Here is a 26,710-nt window from a genome sequence, read left to right on the forward strand (position 1 = left end):
ACAGATGAGAGAACAGTCTCTAACATATCGAGCAGATACCTGTTCCGATCCTGGAGGACCGTCATGACCGCACCGTCGAAGACCACGACCGGTGACCTGATCTCGACCGACCCGCGCACCGGCGCGGAGGTCGCACGCTTCCCCATCGCCGACGCGGCCTCCGTGGTCGACGCCGTGGACCGGGCCCGCGAGGCCGCCCAGTGGTGGGGCGACCTCGAGCCCAAGGCCCGCCGGAGCTGGCTGCTGCGCTTCCGCTCCGAGCTGGCGCGCCGGTCCGAGGACCTGGCCGGCGTGATCACCGCCGAGACCGGCAAGCCGCACGACGACGCGCTGCTCGAGGTCATGCTCGCGATCGTCCACCTGGACTGGGCCGCGAAGAACGCGGAGAAGGTGCTCGGGCGCCGCAAGGTCGGCACCGGGATGATGGGCGCCAATCTGACCGCCACCGTCGAGCACCGGCCGTTCGGCGTGATCGGCGTGATCGGGCCGTGGAACTACCCCGTCTACACCCCGATGGGCTCCATCTCGTACGCCCTCGCCGCGGGCAACGCGATCGTCTTCAAGCCCAGCGAGCTGACGCCGGCCGTCGGCCAGTTCCTCGCCGACACCTGGGCCGCCGCATGCCCCGCGCAGCCCGTGCTCCAGGTGGTGCATGGCCGGGGCGACACCGGCGCCGCGCTGTGCCGGTCGGGCGTCGACAAACTGGCGTTCACCGGCTCGGCCCGCACCGCGCGCACCGTCATGGCCGCGTGCGCCGAGACGCTCACGCCCGTCACGATCGAGGGCGGCGGCAAGGACGCGATGATCGTGGACGCCGACGCGGACGTCGACGCCGCCGTGAAGGCCGCGGCGTTCGGCGCCTACGGCAACGGAGGGCAGACCTGCGCGGGGGTCGAGCGCGTGTACGTCGTCGCGGACCGGTACGACGAGTTCGTCGACAAGCTGGCCGCCGCATCCCGGGAGATCCACGGCGGCGAGACCGACGGCGTCGACTACGGCCCCGCGACCATGCCGGCGCAGCTGCAGATCATCGCCTCGCACATCGACGACGCGCTGAGCCGGGGCGGCCGCGCCCTCGTCGGCGGCCGGGAGTCGGTCGGCGAGCGCACCGTCCAGCCCGTGCTCCTCGTGGACGTTCCGGACGATTCGACCGCGGTCACCGAGGAGACCTTCGGCCCGACGGTCGTGGTCACCCGCGTCGAGGACGTCGACGAGGCCATCGACAAGGCCAACGACAGCACCTACGGGCTCTCCGCCGCGATCATGACGAAGAACATCGACCGCGGCCGCGAGCTGGCCCGCCGGCTGCGCACGGGCGCCGTGGCCGTGAACTCGTTCCTGTCGTTCGCCTCGGTGCCCGCGCTCCCGTTCGGCGGCCTCGGCGATTCCGGCTTCGGCCGGATCCACGGCGCCGACGGGCTCCGCGAGTTCAGCCGCCCCCAGTCCGTGGCCGCGCAGAAGTTCGCGCTGCCGATGGACCTGCTCTCGTTCACACGCAAGGAGCGCGACATGAAGTCCGTCCGGATGATGCTCAAGCACCTCTACGGCCGCTGATCTCCATTCCGAAACAGCGCTCGAGCGAGGCCGCGGCGAAGTATTCGCGGCGTCGCGGCGCTGGAGGCCGGTTTCGGAACGGACACCGCCGTACGGTGGGGGCGTGAGGACGTGGGCGGGGTGGACGGTCGCGGCGCTCGGGATCGGCGCGATCGGCGCCTCGTCGCTCGTGGCGGCGCTCTCGGGCCGGGGACTGCGGTACACCGCGGACTCGATGGACACGATCCCGTGGTGGCAGCCGTGGGCGCCGGTGGTCGCGGGGCTGCTCGTCGCACTCGCCGTGCCCGCCCGGAACGCGGCGGACGGGGCGGACCGGGCGGAGGCACCGCCCGACCCGCGGCCCCAGGCCTGGATCCTGCTGGCCTGCGGCGTCGCCTTCGCCGCGGGCCTCATCGTGCTCGGCCCGGAGGAGCCGACGTACACCGTGCTCAAGCTCGCGCTGCTGCTCGCGGTACCCGCGGCGGTGTTCGCCCTCGACCGCCGGTGGGGCCGCCGGTGGCCCGACCCGACCTCCCGCCCCGGGTGGAGGCCCGTGCCCGCCGTCCTCGCCTATCTGGTGGTGTACCTGGCGCTCAGCGACCGGAGCGAGAGCTTCCTCGCCGGGGTGCAGCTCCTCGACGCGGTGCTCCTGCTGCTCGTCGGCTTCGCGATGAACGCGCTGCTCGAGGAGGTCTTCTACCGGCGCTGGCTGCTCACCCGCTGGCACGCCGTGCTCGGGCCGTGGGCGGCGGTCGCGCTCTCGGCGGTGGTCTGGGCGTCCTGGCACGTCGCGATCCAGGGCTCGGGTGCACCCCTGCCGGACGCGATGAACGTGCTCGCGAACCAGGGCGTGAGCGGGCTGTTCCTCGGCTTCCTGTGGCTGCGGTACCGGGTGATGTGGCCGCTGCTGGTGATCCACGGCGTGTGGAAAGCGAACCCGCTGCAGTTCCTCGCCGGAGCGTGACGGCACCGTCGACCTGCCCCCACGACCGGGGCCGATAGGGTGGTGCGCATGTCCCGGCCCAGCTTCCGCCCCGATCGGGTGGCGTGGACCGTGCTCGGTCTCACCGTTCTCGCGCTCGTCATCGGCTACCAGATCAAGGCGCAGTGCACGGGCGCCCCGTTCGACGAGTTCGGCCGGTCCGAGGGCTTCGCGTCGACGCCCGGCCGGATCTGCTACTCCGACATCCAGTTCCTGTGGACGGGTCGCGAGGTCAACAACCACGTCTTCCCCTACCTCACCGGCTGGATCGACGGCGACGGCAAGCTGCAGGGCGGCGCGATCGAGTACCCCGTGCTCAGCGGCCTGCTGTTCTGGGTGGGCGCGATCGGCGCGCACAACGACGCCGAGTTCCTGCTGCACATGGCGCTGCTGCTCGCTCCGTTCGGGATGCTCACCGGCTGGGTGCTGGCCAAGATCTCGGGCCGCACCGCCGCGCTGTGGGCGGTGGCGCCGCCGCTGGCGCTGTACGCCTTCCACAACATGGAGCTACCGGTGGTCGCCGCGGCGACCGTCGGTTTCGGGATCATGGCGTGGGCCGACCGGACCGGCGGGTCGATCCGCATCCCCGCGATAGCCACCGCAGCGGTGCTCGCCGTGGGCTTCGACCTCAAGATCTATCCGGGCCTGTTCGTCGCGCCGCTGGTGCTGTACGTGCTCACCCACGGCAGGACCGGCACCGTCGCGCTGCCCGACGGTCCCGGGCGGCGCGCCCGCGTCGACTGGCGCCTGCTCGACTGGGTGGGCGCGGCGGCGACCGCGGCGACGGCCGTGGTGGTGGCCGTCGCGATCAACGTGCCCTTCATGGTCTTCGGCTTCGAGGGCTGGCGGGCCTCGCTGAAGTTCCAGGAGCTGCGCACGGCCGACCTGTCGACCAACTCGATCTGGTACTGGGGCGTGCTCAAGGCGTTCGACGACCCGAAGGACTACGACGCCTTCGTCTCGTCCGTCTCACCGCTGCTCATCGTGATCTCGATCGCGGCGCTGCTGGTGTACGGCTGGATGCACTACCGGCGCACCGGCGTGTACCCGTGGCTCGGCGTGAGCGGCGCGATCCTGGCCGCGTTCATGCTCTTCCACAAGGTGCACTCACCGCAGTACGTGCTGTGGCTGCTGCCCTTCTTCATCCTGCTCAAGGTCGACTGGCGGCTCATCGCGGCGTACCTCGTGTTCGACCTGAGCCTCGAGCTCACGGTGTGGAACTACTTCTCCGAGCACGCGGCGAACCTGCCGATCACCTGGTGGGTTCAGTGGGGCGTGTGGATCGGCGTCTGGGGCCGCGCCGCGCTGCTCGTGGTCTTCGTCTGGTACCTGCCGCGCTGCGCGCTGCGGCTGCGCAGCCAGGAGGAGTCGGGCGCACCGTCGAGCACGCCGCCTGCGGGATCGTCCAGCGGAGGCGAGTACGGCCCCGGGTACGTCGACCGGACCAGGTCCTCGTCGGGCCGGTAGATCTGCCGGACCACCAGCACGCACAGGCCGATCACCGCGAGGTCGCGCAGGAGGACCGTGGCCGTGAAGGCCTGCTCCGGCAGCCCCTTGTTCTGCATGCCGAGGAAGTACATCATCCGCGGCACCCAGACCAGGGCGTCGATCGTCATCCACGCGAGCAGGAGCCGCGTGTGCGGGATCGCGAGCACCGCCAGCGGCACGAGCCACAGCGAGTACTGCGGGCTCCACACCTTGTTCACCAGCAGGAACCCGGCCACCAGGAGGAAGGCGAGCTGCGCGACGCGTGGCCGCCGGGGCGCCTTCAGCGCGAGGTAGCCGACGCCGGCGATCACGGCGAGGAAGAGCACCAGCGTGATGCCGTTCGCCAGCGACGAGGCACCGCCGCGCGGGCCCTCGCCGCCGAACACCCAGCCGCCGGTGAACGAGCTGATCACGGCGTAGATCGAGTCCATGTCGACCGCGCGGATCGAGTTCCGGTGGAAGAACTCCCACCAGCCGCGCGGGGCCGCGACGAGGATCGGCAGGTTGACCGCTACCCACGTCGCCAGCGCGACCGCCGTCGCCGTGAACCAGGGCCGCAGGCGGCCCGCGCGCAGGCACAGGAAGAACAGCACGATCAGCAGGAACGCGGGGTACAGCTTCGCGGCGGTGCCCAGCCCGAGGAGCACGCCGGCCCACACGTGCCGCTCCCGCGACCAGAGCAACATCCCCACCGCCATCGCCGCGACGGCGATCGCATCGAAATTGGTGAAGGCGTGCACGATGACCAGCGGCGACGCGGCCATGAGCATGACGTCCCACGGTCGGCGCGCGGCCGGGCGCGACGGGGACGCCGCGCCGCCGGCCAACCGCGTCGTCGCCCACACCGCGATGAGCCAGAACAGCGCCAGCCCGACCGCGGCGACGGTGAAGAACAGCACCACCTCGATCGCCGCCGGCACGCCCCACTTCTCGTGCAGGGCGACCCACACCTTGGCGACCTTCATGGCGGCGTACTGATACATCCCGGTGAGCACCGGGTACTCCATGTAGCGCTCCTGGCGCGCACCCGTCGGGTCGGTGTCGAAGAACTGGGTCACGTAGGGCATGAGGCCCTCGTTCAGGCGCTCCGCGCCGTACAGCGGCACCGTGTCCGAGTAGCACATCGCGGCGTACGGCCGATTGCCCGACCAGTCCAGCACCAGCTGCCCGCCCTCGGACTTCTGCTGCAGGCAGCCGGCCTTCGTCGTCCAGCCCAGCGCCAGGAACAGCACCGTGACCAGCAGGATCAGGCGCAGCGGCGTGAAGAAGCGCTGGAAGCCGACGAGCGCGTGCGCGCCCACCGGACCGCCGAGCGCCGTCGAGAAGTCCCGCGCCACCGCATCCGTCCGGCTCGGCACGTCCCGGTCCGGCTCGATGACCGTCGCGGGGTCGAACCGTCCGGGGCTGACGTGGAGGCGATCGTCGTCCTCCGCCTCCGGGGCCGCGGCGCGGGGTTCCGTCACGGCACCGGGTTCGTCACCCGCGGCGCGACCGTGCGGCCGCCGTTACCGGGGACCGTCCCGTTGCCGCCCGGCCGGGGCCGCGTGGTGGGCTGCCCCGGGTAGGTCTGGCCGCCCGGCTGCGTCGTGGTCGGGTCCCACGGGAACGTCGGCATCGGCACGCCGGGCAGGCCCGGCACCGTGCGGGTCGCGGAGCCGCTCTCGCCCGCGGAGGCCGACGCCGAGCCGGTGCCCGTCGACGAGGTCCGGGTGCGCGTCTCGACCGGGACGCCCGCCTGGCCGCCGATCATGCCGGGGGTCGGGAAGGACTCGTAGTCGGTGTCCGCGAGCGCGCCGTCCATCGTCTGCTTCCAGACGGTCGACGGGACGCCGGAGCCGTAGATGGGACCGCCCCAGCCGTTGGTGATCGGGCCGCCCTTGTCGTTGCCGACCCACACCGCGGTGGAGATCGACGGGGTGTAGCCCACCATCCAGGCGTCCTTGTTCTGGCCGGTGTCCTGGTACTGCGCGGTGCCGGTCTTGGCGGCCGAGGCGCGGCCGCCCGCGAGACCGTTGCCGTTGGAGTACGACGCGATGGGCTGCAGCGCGGCGGTCACGTTGTTGGCGACGTCCTTGCTGAAGCGGCGCTCGCCCGGGTCGTTCTGGCGGTCGAGCAGCGTGCGGCCGTCGGCGGTGGTGACCTTGCTGATCAGGTGCGGCGCCCGGTAGATGCCCTCGGCGGCCAGGGTGGCGTACGCGGAGGCCATGTCGATGGGCCGGCTCTGGTACTGGCCGAGGACGACGCCGCCTTCGACGCCGCTGCCGTCTGACTGCGCCAGGGTCTTCTTGATGTCGCCGAAGCTCTCGGCGACGCCCGCCTTGTGCGCCGCGTCGGCGACATCCTGGGCCTGGTTGTTCAGGTCCATCATGAGGCGGTAGTAGACGGTGTTCAGCGACATCTTCATCGCCGTCGCCAGGTTGCAGCTGCCGCAGGACTCACCGTCGGAGTTGTTGACCGTGACGCCCTGCGCCTTGAACGGCGAGGAGGAGTAGACGCGGGAGAGGCCGATGCCCTGCTCGAGGCCGGCGACCAGCGCGAAGACCTTGAACGACGAGCCGGTCTGCAGGCCGGCCTGGACGCGGTCGTAGCCGTTGCCGTCGCTGCCGCCGTAGTACGCGAGCACACCGCCGGTCTTGGGATCGACGGAGACGATCGCCGTGCGCAGGTCCTTCGGCTGGTTCTCGGCCATGTTCGCGGCGGCCTTCACGGCCGCGGACTGCGCCTGCTGGTCGATCGTGGTGGTGATCTTCAGGCCCTGCGTGCTCAGCGTCGACTCGTCGATGCCGGCGTCCTTGAGCTCGCGCAGCACCTGCGTCTTGATCAGGCCGTTGGGGCCCGCCGACAGGTCGTCGCTGGCGCCGCGGCCCGGCGCGACGGTCTTCGGGAACACCAGCTTGGCGCGCTGCGCGGGGTCGAGCGTCTTCATGTCGACCATGCCGTCGAGCACGTAGTTCCACCGGCCCGTGGCGTCGGCGAGGTGCGTCGTGGGCTCGTACAGCGACGGTCCGCGGACCAGGCCGGCGAGGAGCGCGGCCTGCTCCACCTTGAGGTCCTTCGCGTTGACGTTGAAGTACGCCTTCGACGCGGCCTGGAGGCCGTACGCCCCGCGGCCGAAGTAGATGGTGTTCAGGTACGCCGCCATGATGTCGTCCTTGGACCAGGAGTTGGACATCTTGGTGGAGATGATGAGCTCTTTCCACTTGCGCGTCAGCGACGATTCGTCGCCGACCAGCGCGTTCTTCACGTACTGCTGCGTGATCGTCGAGCCGCCACCGGCGTCCTCGCCGTCGCCGGCGACGCCGGGGATGCGCTTCCACACGGCGCGCGCGAAGCCCTTGAGCGAGAAGCCCGGGTTCGTGGCGAACTCCCGGTCCTCGGCGGCCATGATGGCGTTCTTCATGACGTCGGGGATGTCCTGCGCGGGCAGGATCTCGCGGTTGCCCTCGGGCGGCACGACGCGCGCGATGGGCGTGTTGCCGTCCTTCATGACGATGGTCGCGACCTGGTTCGTCTGGATCTCGCCCGGCTGCGGCACGTCGGTGCGCCAGTAGCCGACGAGGAAGGCGAGCAGCGCGATCACCATGATCAGCGCGACCGCGGCCACGCCGCCGGTCACGACACGTCGGAACAGTGAACCGCTCACGAGCGCTCGCAGGCCCTTCTTCTCGGAATCATGGTCGCCGTCGTCCGGCTCGTCGGGGCCGTCACCGTCGCCGCCGCCCGGTCCGTCGCCACCGGGACCGTCGCCGCCCGGTCCGTCCCCACCGGGACCGTCACCGCCGGGGGCGGGTGCGGCGGCGGCCGCCTTGCGGATCACGACGGGCTGCTCGGCCGGCTCTGCCGGTGCTGCCGGGCGGGGAGCGCTGCCGCGATCCGCCTCGGCCTCGAGCTCGGCACCGTCGACGGGGCGGCCCGAGAGGGGCTGGTAGGCCGTGCGCGGCGCACCCGGGTCCGACGGTGCCGGAGCCGACGGTGCCTGGCTCGACGGTGCGCGGCCGGCGCCGGGGGCAGGCGGCGGAGTGGGCGCCGAGGGGTTCGCGCCGCTCGGCGGGACCACCGGGAACTGCGTGGTGGGCGCCGCCTGCGGCGTCGCGGGTCGCGGCGGAACCGGCGGGGTGGGGCCTCCGGGCCGCGGCGGCCCTCCGGCCGCCCCGTTCCGCTCGTCCTTGCCACCCGGGTTCGTCACCGCTGGTTCTCCGCTCGTCTCTTCGTCGTCTCGTACGTTCCGTGCCGGTCCGGCCGCCGCTCGTTCAGCCTGGGGCCGCGCGGCGCTTGCGCCGTGGTCGCGGCGGGAGGCCCGCCACGTACGACTGCACCAGATGATTCCAGTTGCACGACCTGCACACTTCCACGACATGCACGGAGAACTCCACCCGTGTGGATTCCATCTCGCTGAGCTCGGCGTCCGTCCGGGCCGAACCCGAGGCGTCGCCGAGGGACTCACCGAACACCCAGGACACCAGTGTCAGCTGCTCCTTGCGGCAGATCGGGCAGAGCACCTCGGACGGCCGGCCGTGGAACTTGGCCGCCCGCAGCAGGTACGGGTCGGCGTCGCACACCGCCTTCACGGCCGTGCGCCCGGCGTTGACCGACGCGAGCAGCGATCGCCGCTGCAGCGCGTAGTCCACCGTTTGCCTCTGCGTCCGCACGGATCCAATGTACGTGGCCGGGCCCGGCAACGCCGCGACAAGGGCATACCGCCCGGGACGGTCCTCCCCGGTCGCGCGCCTCCGGCACCTCTCGCCGCCGCCTGGCGTTCACCGCCGGTTCACCGCTGAGGTATCGTCCTATATATCGGCGCGATACAACTGCCGATCGATTGATGAGATAGATCCACTCGCGTCGGCCGCCCGGCTCGGCGCCGTGCCCCGGAAGGAGGCGGCAGTGCTCGAACTCGCAGTTCTGGGATTGCTGCACGACTCCCCCATGCACGGCTACGAGATCCGCAAGCGGCTGACGGAACTGCTGGGCCCGTTCCGCGCGTTCTCCTACGGATCGCTGTACCCCGCCCTGCGCCGCGCGCAGGACGCCGGGTACATCGCCGAGGAGGACGGACCGGGCCCGTCGAAGCGCCGCGCGCGCCGTGTCTACGGTCTGACCTCGGCCGGCAAGGAGCGGTTCTCCGCCCTGGTCGCCGACACCGGCCCGCAGAACTACACGGACGACGGGTTCGGCGTGCATCTCGCCTTCTTCACCGCCACCCCCGCCCAGGCCCGGCTGCGCATCCTCGAGGGTCGCCGCCGGCAGGTCGAGGAGCGGCGCGAAGAGCTCCGTCGGGCCCTCGCGGCCGGCGGTACCAGCGAGACGTACACGCGGCAGTTGCACGAGCTGGGACTGGAAACGACGGAGCGCGAGGTGCGGTGGCTCAACGAGCTGATCGCCGCCGAGTCCCGCTCCGACGCGAAGACCGACACCGACTGAAGGGAACAACGGTGACTGACAACTCCACCAAGGTGCGCGTCGCGATCGTCGGCGTGGGCAACTGCGCCTCGTCGCTCGTGCAGGGCGTGCACTACTACAAGGACGTGGCCGACGACGCCACCGTGCCGGGCCTCATGCACGTGAAGTTCGGCCCGTACCACGTGCGCGACGTCGAGTTCGTCGCCGCGTTCGACGTGGACGGCAAGAAGGTCGGCTTCGACCTCTCCGACGCGATCAACGCCTCCGAGAACAACACCATCAAGATCGCCGACGTGCCGCCCACCGGCGTCACCGTGCAGCGCGGCCACACCCTCGACGGCCTGGGCAAATACTACCGCCTCACCATTGAGGAGGCCCCGGGCGAGGGTGTCGACGTCGTGCAGGCGCTCAAGGACAACGAGGTCGACGTCCTCGTCTCCTACCTGCCCGTGGGCTCCGAGGAGGCCGACAAGTTCTACGCGCAGTGCGCCATCGACGCGGGCGTCGCCTTCGTCAACGCGCTGCCCGTCTTCATCGCCTCCGACCCCGAGTGGGCCGCGAAGTTCCGCGACGCGGGCGTCCCGATCGTCGGCGACGACATCAAGAGCCAGGTCGGCGCCACCATCACCCACCGCGTGATGGCGAAGCTGTTCGAGGACCGCGGCGTCACGCTGGACCGCACGTACCAGCTCAACGTCGGCGGCAACATGGACTTCAAGAACATGCTCGAGCGCGATCGCCTCGAGTCGAAGAAGGTCTCCAAGACGCAGGCCGTCACGTCGAACCTCAACGGCCCGCTCGCCGGCAAGGTGCACGACAAGAACGTGCACATCGGCCCGTCGGACTACGTCGAGTGGCTCGACGACCGCAAGTGGGCGTACGTGCGCCTCGAGGGCCGCGCCTTCGGCGACGTGCCGCTGAACCTGGAGTACAAGCTCGAGGTCTGGGACTCGCCCAACTCGGCCGGCATCATCATCGACGCCGTGCGCGCCGCGAAGATCGCCAAGGACCGCGGCATCGGCGGCCCCGTGATCCCCGCCTCGGCGTACCTGATGAAGTCCCCGCCCGAGCAGATCGCCGACGACGTCGCGCGCAAGCAGCTCGAGGAGTTCATCATCGGCGCGGACTAGTCCCCGCCCCGGCCGGCGCGTCCGGCCACCGTCGTAGGGCCCGTCACCCGTGGGGTGGCGGGCCCTCGTCGTGCCCGCGGCCCCGCTCCTTCGCCCTGGGCGAAAAGTCCGAATCGCTCAGCTTCTCGTCAGCCGCGCGGCGGTCGACCTCGGTACCGTCGGGTCATGGACCCCGTGCTGATCCTCATCGCCGTCGCCGTCATCGCGCTGATCGTGGTGCTCGTGATCCGCGGGAACCGGAACCGCACCACCGCGCTCGCCGACGCGCAGGCCGACGCCCGCGCCGCGATCGACCGCCTGGCCGGACAGGTGAACAACCTGGTCGGCTCGAACGACGCCGCCCGGCAGGCCCTCGCCGACGCCGGCGAGCGGTACACGGCGGCCGGCGCCCAGGTCGGCGGTGCGAACACGCCCGCGCAGGCCCGGCTCGCCAAGCAGACCGCGCTCGAGGGTTTGTACTACGCGCGCGCCGCCCGGGTCGCGATGGACCTCGACCCCGGCCCGCCCATCCCCGAGCTCGACGGCCAGCGCACCGCCGGCGCCGTCACCGAGGACCGGACGGTCGACGTCGACGGTCGCGCGCTCACGGCCTCGCCGTCGCCGTCGGACCGCACCCCGAACTACTACCCGGGCGGCACGGTGGCCGGCCGGCCGGTGCCCGCGGGCTGGTACAGCGAGCCGTGGTGGAAGCCCGCGCTCGTCGCCGGCGCCTGGGGCGTGGGCAGCTACCTGCTGTTCAGCTCGATGTTCGCGGGCATGGCCGGGGTCGGCCCGGCCGTCCTCGCCGATCCAGGGGTCGACGGTGCCGCCGACGCGGGCGGGGACGTCGGCTCCGACGGCGGGTTCGACGGCGGCGGGTTCGACGGCGGCGGGTTCGGCGACTTCGGCGGCGGGGATTTCGGCGGCGGCGACTTCGGCGGCTTCTGACGCGCGCTACTGCTGCTGGCCCAGCTGCTGCTGGACGGACGCGTTGATCTCGCGCAGGCCCCCGGCGGAGAGGCCGGGCAGCTGCCCCGTGATGTTGCGGACCACGTGCCGGTCGTCGAGGACCTTCTCACTGGACTGCACGAGCACCGTGCCGGAGCCGGTGAAGTCGAACTGCCGCTCCTCGCCCGAACTGACCCCGAACGCCCGCCCGGCGGCCGCGACGAAGCTGCTCACCCACGCCTGGTCGTAGTGGTGGCTCGGCGACGGGCAGTCGGCCCAGCCGACGAGCGCCTCCGGGTCGACCCGCACGGGCGGCTCGACGAACATGACCTGCCCGTTCGACGAGGCGAGGAACCGGCCGGTGCCGATCAGCGTGACGAAGCCCGGCACGATGGACTGCTGCAGCGACAGGTTCGGCTCGAAGGCCAGGAGGTTCGCGGCGCGGATCGTCAGGTTGCCGTTGTCCTCGAGGTCGTAGGCGTTGATGTCGTTGCCGCGGTCGCCGATGATGAGCTTGCCGTGCCCCTCGGCCACGACGTAGTCACCGAGGTAGAGCGGCGCGGAGAACTGCTGCGCGACCATCTGCAGCAGCTGCCCCTGCAGTCCGTGCTGCAGCGAGGTGAAGGTCATCTGCCCGTAGTGGGCGATCATCGCGCCCTTGGACAGGAACCAGGGCTTGATCAGGTCGATGCAGTACGAGTACTGGTTCCCGGGAACGTTGTCGCCGCCGGCCGGGAGGGTGTGCGGGTTCCACACCGTGTCGAGTTCGCTCACAGCCGGTGCTCCGATGCTTGGACGTAGACCACACCCTGGCCGGTGCAGTCGAGCTGGAAGGCCTCGCCGCCGGTGCGGCCCATGTTCCGCAGGCTCACGGTGGAGCGCAGGTTGGTCTGGACCGGGCCGAGCGCCGCGGCGAAGGCCTGCGGGTCGACGGTGACCGGACGGTTCGGGGCGACCTGCAGGGTGATGAAGCCGCCGTGCCCGAGGATGACGGCGGCGCCCACACCGCTGAGCTGGGTGGTGAACATGCCCTGCCCCGTCGCCATGCCGCCCGCCGCGGAGCGCAGCGCGCCCATGAAGCCGCCCCCTCCGCCTCCGCCCGACGCCGCGGTGGAGACGATCGAGGCCTGCAGGCCCTGCGTGTACGCGAGGAGCCGGGAGGCCTCGACGCGGAGCTCGCCGCCCTGCGGCATCTCGACGACTTCGACCTCGAGGCCGCGGAAGCCGTAGTGCACGGTGCCGTGCCCCTGCGCGACCATCGTCGCCTCGTGCTCGCCCTGCATCATCCGGCCGGCCATCCCGGCGAGTCCGCCGAGCGCGCCGCCCATGCCGCCGCCCATGCCCGGGATCTGGTGCGGCTGGAAGAAGACGTTCCCGGTGTAGAAGAGCATCGCGCCGCGCCGGGCGATGACGGGGCCGGAGCGCGTGAGGTCGATGGACACGACCTTGCCGTTGACCTTGGTGAACACCGCGCCTACCTCTCCGCCGGCTGGATGGAGACCACGCCGGAGCCGTCCCAGCGCAGGGAGAAGGCCTCGCCGCCGCCCTGGCCCATGACGGACCGCCAGGACACGTCGGTCACGAACGACTGGGACAGCTGCCCCCGCGCGCACACGAAGGCGTCGGGGTCCACGACCAGCGGGTACTGCGGCGAGACCTCGAGGTGGATCAGGGGCCCGCCGAGCGAGAGCAGCGCGACCTGGCCGTGCCCCGTCACCGTCGTGGTGAACAGGCCCTGCCCGGACGCCCCGCCGCGCACGCCGGCGAAGGTCACGTTGGTCGACAGCTGCGGCGTGAGCGCGAGCAGCTGCTCGGACTCGACCTGCAGCGTCTCGCCGTTGAGGTCGACGACGGTGACGGTGGCCGCGTCCTGCGCCAGGTACACCACCCCCGTGCCGGCGCACTCCATGAGCGACAGGCCCTCGCCGGTGGCGCGGCGCTTGAGACCGGCCACGACGCCGTCGCCCCCGCCGAACCCGGCGGATTTGAAGCTGACCTGTCCCTCGTAGGCGATCATCGAGCCGCTCACGGCGCGGATCGAGCTGTTGTTCAGGTGCGCCTCGACGACACGTTTGGTCTTCGACACGAGCTGCATGGGCTCCCCTCCCCCTCGTCGTACGCCACTCTAGGGCGTCATTTCCTCCCCGGCGTGAAGTTCAGTCCCCAGTGGTAGGCCTCGGCGACGGCGCGCTGCGAGCCGTGGATGTACTGCACCTCGCGGGTCACGGTGAGCTCGCCGTTCACCACGTGCAGCTGCGCGATGGCGCAGGAGATGGCGCGCCGGTCGGGGTTGTCGAGGTGGACCTCCACCTCGGGCCCGCCGGGCGGGAACAGCGTGACGACGCCGTTCGCGGACGCCCAGTTCGGGGTGCCCTCGTAGATGTAGGCGAAGATCAGGATCCGCACGAAGTCGTCGAGGTGGGCCAGGTTGATGTGCAGGTTCTCGCCGCCCTGCGAGCGGCCGGAGCGGTCGTCGGCGTCGAGCTGGATGAACGGCGGCCGGTCGATGCTGCCGAAGGCGTTGCCCAGGGCCTGCACGCCGCCCCGGTCGCCGTTGCGGAGCTCGTAGAAGCAGGCCAGGTCGAGGTCGACGGCGTTGCCGCCGCCGAACAGGCCCTTCTTCCCCTGCGTCCAGTTCAGGTTCACGCGCATGGTGCCGGTCGGCCGCTCCGAGGACTTCGCCAGCGAGACCGTGGGCGCCGACTTGGTCAGCGTGATCTTGGAGAGGTTCACCCGCGGCGCGGCCGGCGCCGGGGCGGGCGGCGGCTGGTAGGCGGGCTGGGCCGGCGGGTACGACGGTGCCGGCGGCGGCTGATACGCCGGGGGCTGCTGCGCGGGCGGCTGCTGGTAGCTCGGCGGGGCAGGCGGCGGCTGGTAGGCGGGCTGCGCCGGCGGGTAGGACGGTGCCGTGGGCGCGGCCGGGGCCGCCGGGGGCGCTGGGGCGGCGGCGGGCGGCGGACCGTCGACGGTGACGCCGTGCTCGGTGAGCAGGGCGACGAGCCCCCGGTCCCAGCCGGCGCTGACGTTGCGCACCTTCCACGCCCCGTTGCGCCGGTACACCTCGGCGAGCACCGCGGCCCGCTCGGTGGTCAGGCCGGTGGCGGGGCAGTCGTCGGCGCCGATCCGGGCGCTGAGCCCGGGGATCGAGGCGAGGGAGCCGGGGACCTTGTCGTCGAGCGCGACGGCGAGCCGGACGGTGCTGATCGCCGCCGGCACCGCGGTGAGGTCGAGGGCGAGGGTGTCGGGTCCGGTGAGCCGCACGGCGCCCTCGGGCGAGGTGGGGCTGTTGAAGAAGACCAGGTCGGCGTCGCTGCGGACCCGGCCGTCGTCGGTCACCTGGAGGGCGAACAGGTCGACCGATCCCGGTGCCACGCCGGTGATGGAGACCGTGAGGGAGGTCTGGGACAGGGCCGCGTTCTGACCGCGCGCGAGTGACGTCACGCTGTCGATTGTTGCAAGAATCCGGCGAATCGGCGCGGAAGGTCGCGAAACCCGAGTGACACGTCGTTCACCACCGGGGCGGGCCCGCCGAACCCGGCGCCGCGCGCCCGAGATCGCGTACTGTGAATTTCGCGACCACGTCAGCGGGCGGCGGCGCGCCGTCGCCCATTTCTCGGGAGGAATCACATGGGAGTCAGCCTCAGCAAGGGTGGAAACGTCTCGCTCACGAAGGAGGCCCCCGGCCTGACGGCGGTCGCCGTCGGCCTCGGCTGGGACGCCCGCAGCACGACCGGCGTCGACTTCGACCTGGACGCCAGCGCGCTCGCCGTGGACACCGCCAAGCGAGTGCTCGACGATCAGCACTTCGTCTTCTACAACAACCTCCGCTCGCCCGACGGCTCGATCGAGCACACCGGCGACAACCTCACGGGTGAGGGCGACGGCGACGACGAGGTCATCAACGTCAACCTCGCCGGCGTGCCGCCGCAGATCGACGCCGTGGTCTTCCCCGTCTCGATCCACGAGGCCGACAACCGCGGCCAGTCCTTCGGCCAGGTCCGCAACGCCTACATCCGCGTCGTGAACCAGGCCAACGGCCAGGAGATCGCCCGCTACGACCTGTCCGAGGACGCCTCCACCGAGACCGCCATGGTCTTCGGCGAGCTGTACCGGCACGGCACCGAGTGGAAGTTCCGCGCCATCGGCCAGGGCTACGCCTCGGGCCTCGCGGGAATCGCCCGCGACTTCGGCGTGAACATCTGACCTTTCGGGAACTTCGTCCGGATCCGGTATCCGAAACGTCGGTATAGTTCGAATCACACGCGGGGGCGGTCGGCGTCGTCGTTCTACCAGGAGGAACCAGGTATGGGTGTCAGTCTCGTCAAGGGCGGCAACGTCTCGCTCACCAAGGAGGCCCCCGGCCTCACCGCGGTGTCCGTCGGTCTCGGCTGGGACCTCCGCACCACCACCGGCACGGACTTCGATCTGGACGCGAGCGCCATCGGCATCGACGCGAACAAGCAGGTCGCCTCGCCGCAGCACTTCGTCTTCTTCAACAACCTGCGCACGCCGGACGGCTCGATCGAGCACCTCGGCGACAACCTCACGGGTGAGGGCGACGGGGACGACGAGGTCATCAAGGTGAACCTCGCCGCGATCCCGCCGAACGTCGAGGGCGTGGTCTTCCCGGTCTCGATCTACGACGCCGACAACCGCGGCCAGTCCTTCGGCCAGGTCCGCAACGCGTTCATCCGCGTCGTGAACCAGGCCAACGGTCAGGAGATCGCCCGCTACGACCTGTCGGAGGACGCCTCGACCGAGACGGCCATGGTGTTCGGCGAGCTGTACCGCAACGGCGCGGAGTGGAAGTTCCGGGCCGTCGGCCAGGGCTACGCCTCGGGCCTCGCGGGGATCGCTCGCGACTACGGCGTCAACGTCTAGTACCCGTACCTCTCGAGCAGAGCGCGTAGACCCGGCGAGCGGACCCCCGCACGCCGGGTCCTCGCGCTCCGCACCCCCTTCCTTCGAAAGGCCGATGTGTTCCGCATCTTCGGACTGTCCTTCTTCGTCACGATCGCCGCCCTCGTGGCCGCGTTCTTCTACGGCGGCCCCGAGGCCCTGGTCCTCACGCTGATCCTCGGCATCCTCGAGGTCAGCCTCTCGTTCGACAACGCCGTCATCAACGCGACCGTGCTGCAGCGCATGAGCCAGTTCTGGGTGCGCATGTTCCTCACGGTGGGCATCCTGATCGCGGTCTTCGGCATGCGCCTGGTGTTCCCGCTCGCGATCGTGTGGATCACCGCCGGCCTGAACCCGGTGCAGGCCCTCGATCTGGCGCTCAACCCGCCGGCCGACGGCGCCCACTACTTCCCGGACGGCAGCGCCAGCTACCAGACGCTGATCGAGGCCGCGCACCCGCAGATCGCCGCCTTCGGCGGCATGTTCCTGCTCATGCTCTTCCTCGACTTCATCTTCGATCCGGAGCGCGAGATCACCTGGCTCAGCTGGATCGAGAAGCCGCTGCAGCGCATCGGCCAGCTCGATCGGTTCCCGATCATCGTGGCCCTCGCCGCGCTGCTGGCCACCGGCATCTGGGCGGCGCACACCGTCGACGAGTCGAAGACGGTGTTCATCGCGGGCCTGCTCGGCCTCGTGACCTACATCGTGGTCAACGGTCTCGGCGAGTTCTTCCACGTGGAGGAGCTCGAGGAGGAGGCGGAGATCGCCCGGTCCGGCCCGTCGGAGCTGGCGAAGGCCACCGGTAAGGCCGGCTTCTTCCTGTTCCTCTACCTCGAGGTGCTCGACGCGTCGTTCTCGTTCGACGGCGTGATCGGCGCGTTCGCCATCACCGCCGACCCGATCATCATCGCCCTGGGCCTCGGCTTCATCGGCGCGATGTTCGTCCGCTCGCTCACCGTGTACCTCGTGGAGAAGGGCACGCTCGCCGAGTACGTGTACCTCGAGCACGGCGCGCACTGGGCGATCGGCGCCCTGGCCGGCATCCTGCTGTTCTCGATCTACACCCCGGTCCCCGAGCTGGTCACCGGCCTCGTCGGCGTGGTGCTCATCCTCGCGGCGCTGTTCTCGAGCATCGTCCGCAACCGCCGCGAGGGCGGCGGCGAGGGCGACGGGCCGCTCATCGCCGACGGCCCGACGGTGTCCACTTCGCAGACGATCGAGTCCTGAGCGGTCTCGAGACCGTGGCAGCGAATCCGTTCCGCAGGCTGTTCGGCGGGGAACCGGCCGGTTCCCCGCCGCATCAGCCTGGGGGCGGCGCCGATACCAGCCTGACCAGCGCCTTCCTCGATGCGGACCGCCGCTTCAGCTCGCTCGACGAGGATGTGCGGACACTGTCGGCGCAGAACCCGAACGCGACCGCGGTGCAGCAGTGGCCGACCATCCGGGACCGCTTCGGCGGCGCCACGGAGCGGTACCTGTGGGCCAGCGGCAGCCAGTCCGGCACCCGCCCGCCCACGCCGCAGGACCGGGAGGCCACCGCGCGGGAACTGGCCGACCTGGTCGCGGTGCTGGACAGGTTCCACAGCGACCACCAGCGTGCGCTCACCAACGCCCGCGGCGCCCGGGCCAGCTCGGCGGCGCAGGAGCAGGCGGCCCGCGTGGCCGCCGAGCGCGCCACCGACCTGCTCGCTGCCCCGTCGACGGCGCCGTACCTGACGCTGCGCCCCGTCGTCCGGGCGACCGATGCGCTCGTCGAGGCGGTGCGGCACCTGGACACCGCGCCGGACCTCGTCGCGCGCGACTCGGCCGCGCGAGCCGTGCAGGAGAAGGCCGCGGAGCTGACCGCCGCCGTCGAGGCCGCCCCGCGGATCGGCGACGACGCCCAGCGCTCGCTCGCCGCGGCCGGAACGCGCCTGCAGGCCGTCCGCAACCGCGCGAGCGACCTCGCGGACACCCGGTCCGCGCTGCTCCGCGAGTTCAGCGCGGCCTGCTCGACCGATCTCGTCGACAACGACAAGGTGGCCGCCCGCGAGTCGGCCGCCGCCGAAGAGGCGCTGTCGACCGCGGCTCTCCGCCTCCGCGAGAGCACCCCGGACCTGGCCCTCGAGCAGGTCGGCGTGGCCCGCGACCACCTCGACACCGCCGACGCCGCGGTGAACGCCGTCGGCGAGCGGCTCCGCACGCTGCGCGCCGCGAAGGCGGACCCGGCCGCCGTCGCCGCGCGCACCCGGTTCGCGCTCCGCGACGCCCAGCACCTGGCCGTGCAGAAGCAGCAGGTGCATCGCTGGGGCACCGTGCTCGACGCGCAGCACGCCCGCATCGAGCGGGCCATCGCCGACCTCGACCGGGTGCACCCCGACTACTGGCAGTACCTGCAGACCCTCGCCGACGTCGACCGCATGATCGCCGACGCCGTGGACCGGATGCGGGGCCGCGCGTGAGCGGCGCCCTGCACCACTTCGGCCAGCTTCCGGACGACGTGCGGGCCCGCCTGTTCCATCGCCCGCCGCAGCCCTTCGACCGGGACACACCCCGCGCGACCCTCGCGTACGCCCTCGGCGCCACCCTGTACGTCCCGGCGACCCGGGCGGATCTCGCGGCGACCGTTCGCCGGCGCCGCGACGACGGGGTGCTCTCGATGGTCATCGACCTCGAGGACGCCGTCGCCGACGATGCCGTCCGCCACGCCGTGGACGCCGCCACCGCGGCGCTGGCGGAGCTCGCGGACGACACGGATCCGGTGCCGCTGCTGTTCATCCGGCCGCGCACCACAGCGGACACCGCCGCCCTCCTCGACCACCTCGGCGACGGTGCCCGCGCGCTCACGGGGGTCGTCCTGCCGAAGTTCGCCGCCGCCGACGGGGCCGCCGCGCTCGCCGCCGTCGCGGAGCTCGCGTCCTCGCACCGCCTGTACGCGATGCCCGTGCTCGAGACCCCCGAGATCGTCTACCGCGAGTCGCGCGACGAGCAGCTGGCGGGCATCTCCGAAGTCCTCCGCGCGCACCGGGAGCGGGTCCTCGCGGTGCGCATCGGCGCGACGGACATGTCGGCGCTGTTCGGCATCCGCCGCGACCGCGACCTCACGATCTACGACGTGCACGTCGTCGCGGAGACCATCTCGGCGATCGTCAACCGTCTCGCCCGGTCGGACGGCACCGGCTTCGTCGTCACCGGGCCCGTGTGGGAGTACTTCGCCGACCACGAGCGCATGTTCCGGCCGCTGCTGCGCGCCACGCCCTTCGAGCGCAACCACGCCGCCCGCTTCCGCGAGCAGCTCGTGGGGCGCGACCTCGACGGCCTGCTGCGGGAGACGGCGCTGGACCGGGCGAACGGGCTGCACGGCAAGACCGTGATCCACCCGTCCCACGTGGCGGCCGTGCACGCGCTCTCGGCCGTGACGCACGAGGAGTACGAGGACGCCCTCGCCATCATGGACGGCGACGCCGGCGGGGTGGAAGCCTCCAGCTACCGGAACAAGATGAACGAGATGAAGCCGCACCGCAATTGGGCGCGGCAGACGCTGATCCGCGCGGACGTGTTCGGGGTGACCCGGGCCGAGGTCGGCTTCGTCGACCTGCTCACCGCGCTGGTGGAAGGACGATGATGGCGCGCACCCTCTGCGCGGAGCTGGGCATGCACGTGCGCGGCGACGCCGAGCTCGCGGAGCTCATCGTGCCGGGATTGCGGCGCAACCCGCGGCGCGCGCATCTCCTGGTCTCGACGGTGCTCGGCAAGCACATCCCCGCCGATCCGACCGCGGTGCGGGCCGCAGCCGACCGCCTCGCGGACCTGGTGGCGGAGCGCCTCGCCGGCCCGTGCGTCGTCTTCGGCTTCGCCGAGACCGCCACGGGGCTCGGGCACTGCGTCGCCGCACGGCTCGACGCCGCGGTGTACCTGCAGTCCACGCGTCGGCCCGGCACGGTCGTCCACGGCGAGTTCACCGAGGGCCACTCGCACGCCACCTCGCACCTGGTGCAACCCACCTCGCCCGACCTGCTGTCCGCGGCCGACACGCTGGTACTCGTCGACGACGAGATCTCCACGGGCGCCACCGCACTCGACTCCATCCGCGCACTGCACGGCCTCGCCCCCCATCGGCGCTACGTGGTCGCCTCGCTCGTCGACCTGCGCTCGCCCGAGCACGTCGCGGACAACGCGCGCGCCGCCGCCGCGGCCGGGCTCGACGTCGCGTTCGTGGCCTTGGCGCAGGGCACCGTCGACCTGCCCGACGGCCTGCCCGCCCGGGTGGCGGACCTGCCGGCGACACCGTCGAACCCCCGCGCGCCGCGGCCCGGCACGGTGCGCGAGCTGCACGTGTCCTGGCCGCCGGACGTGCCCGACGGGGGCCGGCACGGCGTCCTCGCCGCCGATCAGCCACGGCTGACCGAGGCCGCCGCCGCGGTGGCGGCGACGATCGCGCCCGCCCTCGACGAGCGCCCCGTCATCGTAGTCGGCCACGAGGAGCTGATGTACCTCCCGCTGTGCGCGGCGGAGGCGCTGGGGCGCAGCGGCTTCCGGGTGCGCTTCCAGACCACCACGCGTTCCCCCGCCCTGGTCCGCGACGAAGAGGGCTACCCGTTGCGGCGCGGCTTCGAGTTCCTCTCCCCCGAGCCCGATGAGGAGGCGCCGCGCCGGCACCTCTACAACGCAGCATGGCCGGGCGAGGATGCGCGGATCGTGCTCGTCGCCGATTCCCCCGCCGACACCGACCGGCTGCGGGCCCCCGGCGGGCTGCTCGACGTGCTCACCGGGGCGGGGCACGACGTGCTCGCGGTGATCGTGCCGGCGTCGGACCAGGCCGCCCTCGCCGCGGCCCGCACCTGGGCGGCCGCCCGATGACCGCCGCGACGCCGCCGCTGCGCGGGCCCGGCTTCGGCTCGTACGCGCCCGACGAGGTGACCTGGCTGCTCAAGGACCTCTCGCACGTCGCGCTGGAGGCCGACATCGCCGAGCGGGAGCGGCGGATCCAGTCGGGCGAGGCGCACTACGCCGAGTCGCTGCCCGTCGAGTACCAGCCGAGCGCCGAGTACCGCGCCCTCTTCGACACGGCGCTCGCCACCTCGGCGCCGCGGCTGGCCGAGGCCGTGGGCACGGTGACGGAGCTGCTGCTCGCCGAGCGCGGCCGCGACCTCGTCCTGGTCTCATTGGCTCGGGCGGGCACGCCGATCGGCATCCTCATGCGGCGCTGGGCGCAGCGCTTCCACGCGCTGAACCTGCCGCACTACGCCGTCTCCATCGTGCGGGGCCGCGGCATCGACCACGTCGCGCTCGATCATCTGGTGGCGCATCATGATCCGGCGTCGATCGTCTTCGTCGACGGCTGGACCGGCAAGGGCGCCATCACCCGCGAGCTCGCGGAGGCGCTCGACGAGTACGCCGTCGCCACCGGCGTCCGGCTGAACCCGGACCTCGCGGTCCTCGCCGACCCCGGCCACTGCGTGCGCACCTTCGGTACCCGCGACGATTTCCTCATCGCCTCCGCGTGCCTCAATTCCACGGTCTCCGGCCTGGTCTCGCGGACGGTGCTCAACGCCGACCTGATCGGACCGGCGGACTTCCACGGCGCCAAGTTCTACGCCGAGCTCGCGCCGCACGACGTCTCGGGCGTGCTGCTCGACACCGTGACCGGCGCCTTCGGCGGCGCCGCCCCGGCCGCGCGCGCCGAGTCCGCACGGCTCGCCGCCGATCCCGCCGCGCGCGAACCGGACTGGTCCGGCTGGGCCACGGTGGAGCGGGTGTGCGCCGAGTACGGGGTCTCGACGGCGAACCTGGTGAAGCCGGGCATCGGCGAGACCACCCGGGTGCTGCTGCGCCGCGTGCCCTGGCGGGTGTTGCTGCGCGACCCCGACGATCCCGATCACCTGCACATCCGCCGCCTCGCGGCGGAGCGCGACGTGCCGGTGGAGATCGTGCCCGGCCTGGCCTACGCGTGCATCGGCCTCATCAAGGAGGACTCGTGACCGCCTTCGTCACCAGCGATCTCGACCGCACGCTCATCTACTCGCAGGCCGCCGCGGGCCCGGCCTTCGCCTCCGCCGATCCGGTGTGCGTGGAGATCTACCGCGACGCCCCGCTGTCCCACATGTCGGCGGCCTCGCACGCCGGCCTCGCGGCGCTCGCCGCCGCGACGCCCGTGGTGCCCACGACGACCCGCACCCCCGAGCAGTACCTGCGGGTGCGGCTGCCGGGCGCACCCTTCCCGTACGCGATCTGCTCCAACGGCGGCGAGATCCTCGTCGACGGTGCGCCGGACCCGCAGTGGCAGGCCCACATCCGCGGCCTGCTCGCGGCGCTCCCCGCAGGCCTCGACACCATCGCCGCCCAGCTGGAGTCCCGGCTCGCCCCGGAGTGGGGCGCGCGGCTACGCCTCGTGCCGGGCCTGTTCGCGTACGTCGTCTCCGACGTCCGAGTCCCCGGCGACGTGGTCGACGAATGGCGCGCGCACTGCGCCCCGCTGGGCTGGAGCATCTCGCAGCAGGGCCGCAAGCTCTACACCATTCCCGAGCCCGTGACGAAGTCCCGTGCCGCCCTGGAGGTCCGGCGGCGGTTCGAGGAGGCCGGCGCCCTCGCGCCCGGCGCTCCCTGGCTCGCCGCCGGCGACGGCGCCCTCGACGCCGACCTGCTGGAGGCGGCCGACGCCGCGATCCGGCCGCGGCACGGCGAGCTGGAGGAGCTCGGTTTCGCGCTCCCGCATCTCACGCTCACCGCCAGCCGCGGCATCGACGCCGGTGCCGAGATCGTCGCGTGGCTCGCCGACCGCGCGGCCACCGCTGTCCCCGTCCCCGATCCGATCAAGGAGATCCGATGACCGCACTGTCCAAGGGCCAGAACGGACCGCTGCCCGCCGGGCCGGTGACCGTCACCGTCGAGCTGCCGGCCCCTGCCGACGTCTCGGCCCTGCTCGTGACCGAGTCCGGGAAGGTGCGCTCCGACGCCGATTTCGTGTTCTTCAACCAGCCCACCGGTCCCGGCGTGAGCCTGGCGAACGGCGCCCTCCGGATCGACGGCGCGGGCCTGCCCGCGGACATCGCGCAGGTGCGCGTCGCGATCACGCTCGACGACGCGTCGGCGTCCTTCGGGCGGTTCGGCGCGCCCGTCGCCCGCGTCGCCGACGGCGCCGGCTCCCCGCTGTACGAGTACCCGATCGACGGTCTGAGCAGCGAGTCCGTAGTGATCGCGGTGGAGATCTACCGGCGCGGTGCCGACTGGAAGGTGCGCGCCGTGGGCCAGGGCTACGCGGGCGGTTTCGCCGACCTGGTCCGCGACCACGGCGTCAGCGTCGACGACGCCCCGGCCGCCCCGCCGGCACCGCCGCAAGCCCCGCCCGCGGCACCGTCGAACCCGGTCCCGCCGACGGCCGCGCAGAACCCCCCGGCCGCGGCGTCCGGGCAGCCGATCGACTACTTCGCGAGCGGGACGGCACCGTCGGCCCCGGCCGGCAGCGCGCCGATCGACTACTTCAACACCCCGGCGCCGCAGCAGAACCCGGCCCCGCAGGCGCCGCCCGCCCAGCAGACGCCGCCGGCGCAGCAGCCCTTCACGCCCACGGCGCAGCTCGCGGGGCAGCAGCCGCCCGCGGGATCCGGCGAGATCAGCCTCACCAAGAACAAGCGGGTGGACCTGACCAAGGGCCAGAAGGTGGTGCTGCGCAAGGACGGCGGCGTCCAGCTCACCCGGATCGCCATGGGTCTGGGCTGGGATCCGGTGCGCAAGCAGGGCCTCTTCGGCTCCAAGGCCAAGGACATCGACCTCGACGCCTCGGTGGTGCTCTTCGCCGGCCAGCAGCCGGTGGACGTCGTCTACTTCGGCCAGCTCCAGTCGAAGGACGGCTCGATCCAGCACCTGGGCGACAACCTCACCGGCGCGGGGGACGGCGACGACGAGGTGGTGAACGTGAACCTGCCGTCGGTGACGCCGCAGGTCACCTCGCTGGTGTTCATCGTGAGCTCGTACCAGGGCCAGCGCTTCGACCAGGTCGACAACGCCTACTGCCGGCTCGTCGACTCGACAACGGGCGTCGAGCTGGCCCGCTTCGCGCTCGCCGGCGGCATGCCCTACACCGGGATCGTCATGTGCACCATCGCCCGCCAGGGCGGGGAGTGGAAGCTGCAGGCGATCGGCGAGTGCATCAACGCGAAGACCCCGCGCGACGCGATCCCGCAGCTCGCGCCCTTCCTCGGCTGAGAACGTGTGTGGGATCGTGCCCGCTGAGCGGTCACGATCCCACACACGCCGGAACCGCCAGGACTACGCGGGTTCCGCGGCGACCTTCTTCGTGCGCAGGTACAGCGCGGCACAGACCGCGGCGAACACGACGACGCCCAGCGCCTCGCCCCAGTGCAGCCAGCCCTCGCCGATGAACGGCAGCGCCAGCGGCTCGTCCTTGTCGGTGGCGACGACGATGCCGGCGTAGATCACGCCGAACAGCGACTCACCGACGATGAGGCCGGTCGCCAGCAGTGTGCCGAGGCGCTTGCGTCCCTCGGCGACCTCGCCGGTGGCGGAGCCGTCCGCCCAGCGGTTGTAGAAGAAGCCGAGCACGGCGCCGACGGGGATCATGAGGGTCACGCTCATCGGCAGGTACATGCCCATGCCCACGGCCAGCGGCGGCAACCGGAACTTCGAGGTGCGGGAGAGCACCTCGTCGATGAGGATGACGACGGCGCCGATGATCACGCCGAGGCCGATGAGGCCCCAGTCGAGGTCACCACCGAAGACGCCCTTCGACAGGCTCGCGAGCAGCGAGGCCTGGGGCGCGGCGAGGGCGCTGTCGCCCGCGCCGGGCGCCCCGACGAAGCCGAAGCCCTCCTGCAGGAGGTCGAGCACCGGCGGGATGATGGCGGAGCCGAAGGCCACACCGATCACGAGCGCCACCTGCTGCTTCCACGGCGTCGCGCCGACGAGCTGACCCGTCTTGAGGTCCTGCAGGTTGTCGTTGGATATGGTGGCGATGCTGAAGATGATCGCCGCGGTGAAGAGCGTGTACGCCACCAGCGCGGTGGCGGTATCGCCCTCCGACGGTCCCCAGACCGCGCGGATCAGGAGCGCGGCGGACAGCACGACGAGGATGCCGACGCCGGAGACGGGGCTGTTGGACGCGCCGATGAGGCCCGCCATGTAGCCGCAGACGGAGGCGACGACGAGGCCGAGCACGAGGATGTAGACGATGCTCAGCGTGATGATGCCGCCGGCCTGGCCCTCGAGCGCGGTGCCGTTGGTGAAGGTCCACAGGAGTACGCCGATCGGCACGAGCGACGCGACGACGATGCCGGCGACGTACGGGAAGGGCATGTCGCGCTCGGTGATGTCCACCAGCTCGCCCTCGCGGCGCTTGCGGGAGGAGGCGATCGAGTCGGCGATGCCGCGCAGGACCGGGCCGAGGATCTTGATGAGCGTCCACACGGCGGCCACGGCGATCGCGCCGGCACCGATGAGGCGGACCTCGGTGCTGAACGCGGTCGAGATGACCTTGGTGATGCTGCCGGTCTCCGGCAGGTCGCCCGCGGTCCACATCGGCAGCAGCACGAAGTAGGAGATGACGAGGCCCACGATCATCGCGAAACCGACGGTGACGCCGACGAGGTGGCCGACGCCGATGAGCGCGAAGGACAGGCCCGGCACGAACAGGGTGCCGCCGTTGCCGATCCGCAGCGTGGTCGACAGGCCCTCGGCCACGATCTTCATCTTGGCCAGCAGCGCGTAGCCCGCGGAGGCCAGCGAGCCGAGGACGATCAGGCGCAGGCCGCGCTTGTTCTCGCTCGCGCCCTCGGCGGTGTCGCCGACCTTGAGCACCTCGGCCGCGGCGACGCCTTCGGGGAAGGGGAGGTCGGACCCCGTGACCAGGGCCCGCCGCAGGGGGATCGAGTACATGACGCCGAGCACGCCGCCCACCAGGCAGACCAGGGTGGTGGTCCAATAGGGGAAGTTCGCCCACCAGCCGACCATCACGAGACCGGGCAGGATGAAGACGATGGCCGAGAGGGTGCCCGCGGCCGAGGCGATCGTCTGGACGATGTTGTTCTCGATGATGGAGTGGTTCGCGAAGTAGCGCAGCAGCGCCATCGAGATCACGGCCGCCGGGATCGAGGTCGCGAAGGTCAGGCCGACTTTCAGGCCGAGATACGCGTTGGCCGCGGTGAAGACGAGCGTGATGATGCCGCCGAGGATGACGGCGCGGGTGGTGAACTCGCGTACGCCGGATTTCGGCGCGGCGGGTGCCGGTGTGGACATGGATGTATCCCTTCTCAAGGACGTGGCCGGTGAGGCCGAACGTGAAAACACTAGGTCCAAGTGCGCGATCACACGACTCGAACGCGCGAGGTCATGTGTAACGGTCACGAGTCGTCGTGCG

Annotated in this window: 22 protein-coding genes and 1 pseudogene; 15 read left to right on the forward strand and 8 right to left on the reverse strand. The window is 71.8% G+C overall.

The window, feature by feature from the left end:
- Positions 1 to 63 precede the first annotated feature (63 nt).
- The 3 genes and pseudogenes from BLW32_RS01045 to BLW32_RS28405 all read left to right on the forward strand — a co-directional run.
- Positions 64 to 1,554: an aldehyde dehydrogenase family protein gene (locus BLW32_RS01045; RefSeq protein ID WP_068740272.1), complete on the forward strand. Its 1,491-nt coding sequence runs from the start codon at positions 64 to 66 to the stop codon at positions 1,552 to 1,554.
- A gap of 103 nt (positions 1,555 to 1,657) precedes the next feature.
- Positions 1,658 to 2,497, forward strand: coding sequence for a CPBP family intramembrane glutamic endopeptidase (locus BLW32_RS01050; protein WP_068740275.1), 840 nt, complete (start codon positions 1,658 to 1,660; stop codon positions 2,495 to 2,497).
- Between the two features lie 564 nt (positions 2,498 to 3,061).
- Positions 3,062 to 3,631 (forward strand): annotated as a pseudogene (locus BLW32_RS28405) (hypothetical protein); the annotation flags it as partial.
- Between the two features lie 149 nt (positions 3,632 to 3,780).
- Here BLW32_RS28405 and BLW32_RS01055 read toward each other — a convergent pair.
- The 3 genes from BLW32_RS01055 to BLW32_RS01065 form a co-directional block, all read right to left on the reverse strand.
- The gene (locus BLW32_RS01055; protein WP_225536091.1) at positions 3,781 to 5,379 is read right to left on the reverse strand and encodes a glycosyltransferase family 87 protein; all 1,599 of its coding nucleotides are present in this window, start codon (positions 5,377 to 5,379) and stop codon (positions 3,781 to 3,783) included.
- Positions 5,380 to 5,462: 83 nt separating this feature from the next.
- A complete protein-coding gene (locus BLW32_RS01060) occupies positions 5,463 to 8,189 on the reverse strand; it encodes a transglycosylase domain-containing protein (RefSeq protein ID WP_068740284.1) in 2,727 nt (908 codons plus the stop codon).
- A gap of 64 nt (positions 8,190 to 8,253) precedes the next feature.
- Complete coding sequence (locus BLW32_RS01065) at positions 8,254 to 8,652, reverse strand: DUF5318 family protein (RefSeq protein WP_068526203.1); 399 nt, start codon at positions 8,650 to 8,652, stop codon at positions 8,254 to 8,256.
- A gap of 235 nt (positions 8,653 to 8,887) precedes the next feature.
- Between BLW32_RS01065 and BLW32_RS01070 the strand changes: the two genes are divergently transcribed.
- The 3 genes from BLW32_RS01070 (at position 8,888) to BLW32_RS01080 (ending at position 11,460) form a co-directional block, all read left to right on the forward strand.
- Positions 8,888 to 9,424, forward strand: a complete 537-nt coding sequence (locus BLW32_RS01070) for a PadR family transcriptional regulator (RefSeq protein WP_068740287.1) — start codon at positions 8,888 to 8,890, stop codon at positions 9,422 to 9,424.
- Between the two features lie 11 nt (positions 9,425 to 9,435).
- A complete protein-coding gene (locus tag BLW32_RS01075; protein WP_068526205.1) occupies positions 9,436 to 10,533 on the forward strand; it encodes an inositol-3-phosphate synthase in 1,098 nt (365 codons plus the stop codon).
- A 165-nt stretch (positions 10,534 to 10,698) separates the two neighbouring features.
- Positions 10,699 to 11,460: a hypothetical protein gene (locus BLW32_RS01080; RefSeq protein ID WP_068740289.1), complete on the forward strand. Its 762-nt coding sequence runs from the start codon at positions 10,699 to 10,701 to the stop codon at positions 11,458 to 11,460.
- 6 nt (positions 11,461 to 11,466) lie between these two features.
- Here the strand turns inward: BLW32_RS01080 and BLW32_RS01085 are convergent, their stop codons facing one another.
- The 4 genes from BLW32_RS01085 to BLW32_RS28410 are packed head-to-tail and all read right to left on the reverse strand — an operon-like array spanning position 11,467 to position 14,901.
- Positions 11,467 to 12,234 (reverse strand): AIM24 family protein, encoded by a 768-nt coding sequence (locus BLW32_RS01085; protein ID WP_068526207.1) that lies wholly within the window; start codon positions 12,232 to 12,234, stop codon positions 11,467 to 11,469.
- Positions 12,231 to 12,929: an AIM24 family protein gene (locus tag BLW32_RS01090; RefSeq protein WP_068740291.1), complete on the reverse strand. Its 699-nt coding sequence runs from the start codon at positions 12,927 to 12,929 to the stop codon at positions 12,231 to 12,233. The genes BLW32_RS01085 and BLW32_RS01090 overlap by 4 nt, the downstream gene beginning before the upstream one ends.
- 5 nt (positions 12,930 to 12,934) lie before the next feature.
- Positions 12,935 to 13,555 (reverse strand): AIM24 family protein, encoded by a 621-nt coding sequence (locus BLW32_RS01095; protein ID WP_068526209.1) that lies wholly within the window; start codon positions 13,553 to 13,555, stop codon positions 12,935 to 12,937.
- Positions 13,556 to 13,593: 38 nt separating this feature from the next.
- The gene (locus tag BLW32_RS28410; RefSeq protein ID WP_068740293.1) at positions 13,594 to 14,901 is read right to left on the reverse strand and encodes a TerD family protein; all 1,308 of its coding nucleotides are present in this window, start codon (positions 14,899 to 14,901) and stop codon (positions 13,594 to 13,596) included.
- Positions 14,902 to 15,087: 186 nt separating this feature from the next.
- Here BLW32_RS28410 and BLW32_RS01105 point away from each other — a divergent pair, with 186 nt between their 5' ends.
- From BLW32_RS01105 to BLW32_RS01145, 9 genes are all read left to right on the forward strand, one after another.
- Entirely contained in the window at positions 15,088 to 15,663 is a 576-nt protein-coding gene (locus BLW32_RS01105) for a TerD family protein (protein WP_068526211.1), read from the forward strand.
- A 102-nt stretch (positions 15,664 to 15,765) separates the two neighbouring features.
- Complete coding sequence (locus tag BLW32_RS01110) at positions 15,766 to 16,341, forward strand: TerD family protein (protein WP_068526212.1); 576 nt, start codon at positions 15,766 to 15,768, stop codon at positions 16,339 to 16,341.
- A 96-nt stretch (positions 16,342 to 16,437) separates the two neighbouring features.
- Entirely contained in the window at positions 16,438 to 17,586 is a 1,149-nt protein-coding gene (locus BLW32_RS01115; RefSeq protein WP_068740296.1) for a DUF475 domain-containing protein, read from the forward strand.
- Positions 17,587 to 17,600: 14 nt separating this feature from the next.
- Complete coding sequence (locus BLW32_RS01120; protein WP_068740298.1) at positions 17,601 to 18,800, forward strand: hypothetical protein; 1,200 nt, start codon at positions 17,601 to 17,603, stop codon at positions 18,798 to 18,800.
- Positions 18,801 to 18,808: 8 nt separating this feature from the next.
- The gene (locus tag BLW32_RS01125) at positions 18,809 to 19,963 is read left to right on the forward strand and encodes an HpcH/HpaI aldolase/citrate lyase family protein (RefSeq protein WP_068740353.1); all 1,155 of its coding nucleotides are present in this window, start codon (positions 18,809 to 18,811) and stop codon (positions 19,961 to 19,963) included.
- Positions 19,963 to 21,198 carry a phosphoribosyltransferase family protein gene (locus BLW32_RS01130; protein ID WP_231857305.1) on the forward strand — a complete coding sequence of 412 codons (1,236 nt, stop codon included), beginning with the start codon at positions 19,963 to 19,965 and terminating at the stop codon, positions 21,196 to 21,198. The genes BLW32_RS01125 and BLW32_RS01130 overlap by 1 nt, the downstream gene beginning before the upstream one ends.
- Positions 21,195 to 22,319, forward strand: a complete 1,125-nt coding sequence (locus BLW32_RS01135; RefSeq protein ID WP_068740302.1) for a cysteine protease StiP family protein — start codon at positions 21,195 to 21,197, stop codon at positions 22,317 to 22,319. Before BLW32_RS01130 ends, BLW32_RS01135 begins: the two co-directional genes overlap by 4 nt.
- Complete coding sequence (locus BLW32_RS01140) at positions 22,316 to 23,167, forward strand: hypothetical protein (RefSeq protein ID WP_068740304.1); 852 nt, start codon at positions 22,316 to 22,318, stop codon at positions 23,165 to 23,167. The genes BLW32_RS01135 and BLW32_RS01140 overlap by 4 nt, the downstream gene beginning before the upstream one ends.
- The gene (locus BLW32_RS01145; RefSeq protein ID WP_068740306.1) at positions 23,164 to 24,543 is read left to right on the forward strand and encodes a TerD family protein; all 1,380 of its coding nucleotides are present in this window, start codon (positions 23,164 to 23,166) and stop codon (positions 24,541 to 24,543) included. The genes BLW32_RS01140 and BLW32_RS01145 overlap by 4 nt, the downstream gene beginning before the upstream one ends.
- A gap of 63 nt (positions 24,544 to 24,606) precedes the next feature.
- Here BLW32_RS01145 and BLW32_RS01150 read toward each other — a convergent pair whose 3' ends face one another.
- Positions 24,607 to 26,589 (reverse strand): OPT family oligopeptide transporter, encoded by a 1,983-nt coding sequence (locus BLW32_RS01150; RefSeq protein WP_068526219.1) that lies wholly within the window; start codon positions 26,587 to 26,589, stop codon positions 24,607 to 24,609.
- Positions 26,590 to 26,710 lie beyond the last annotated feature (121 nt).

Source organism: Tsukamurella tyrosinosolvens (assembly GCF_900104775.1).
Classification (GTDB): domain Bacteria; phylum Actinomycetota; class Actinomycetes; order Mycobacteriales; family Mycobacteriaceae; genus Tsukamurella; species Tsukamurella tyrosinosolvens.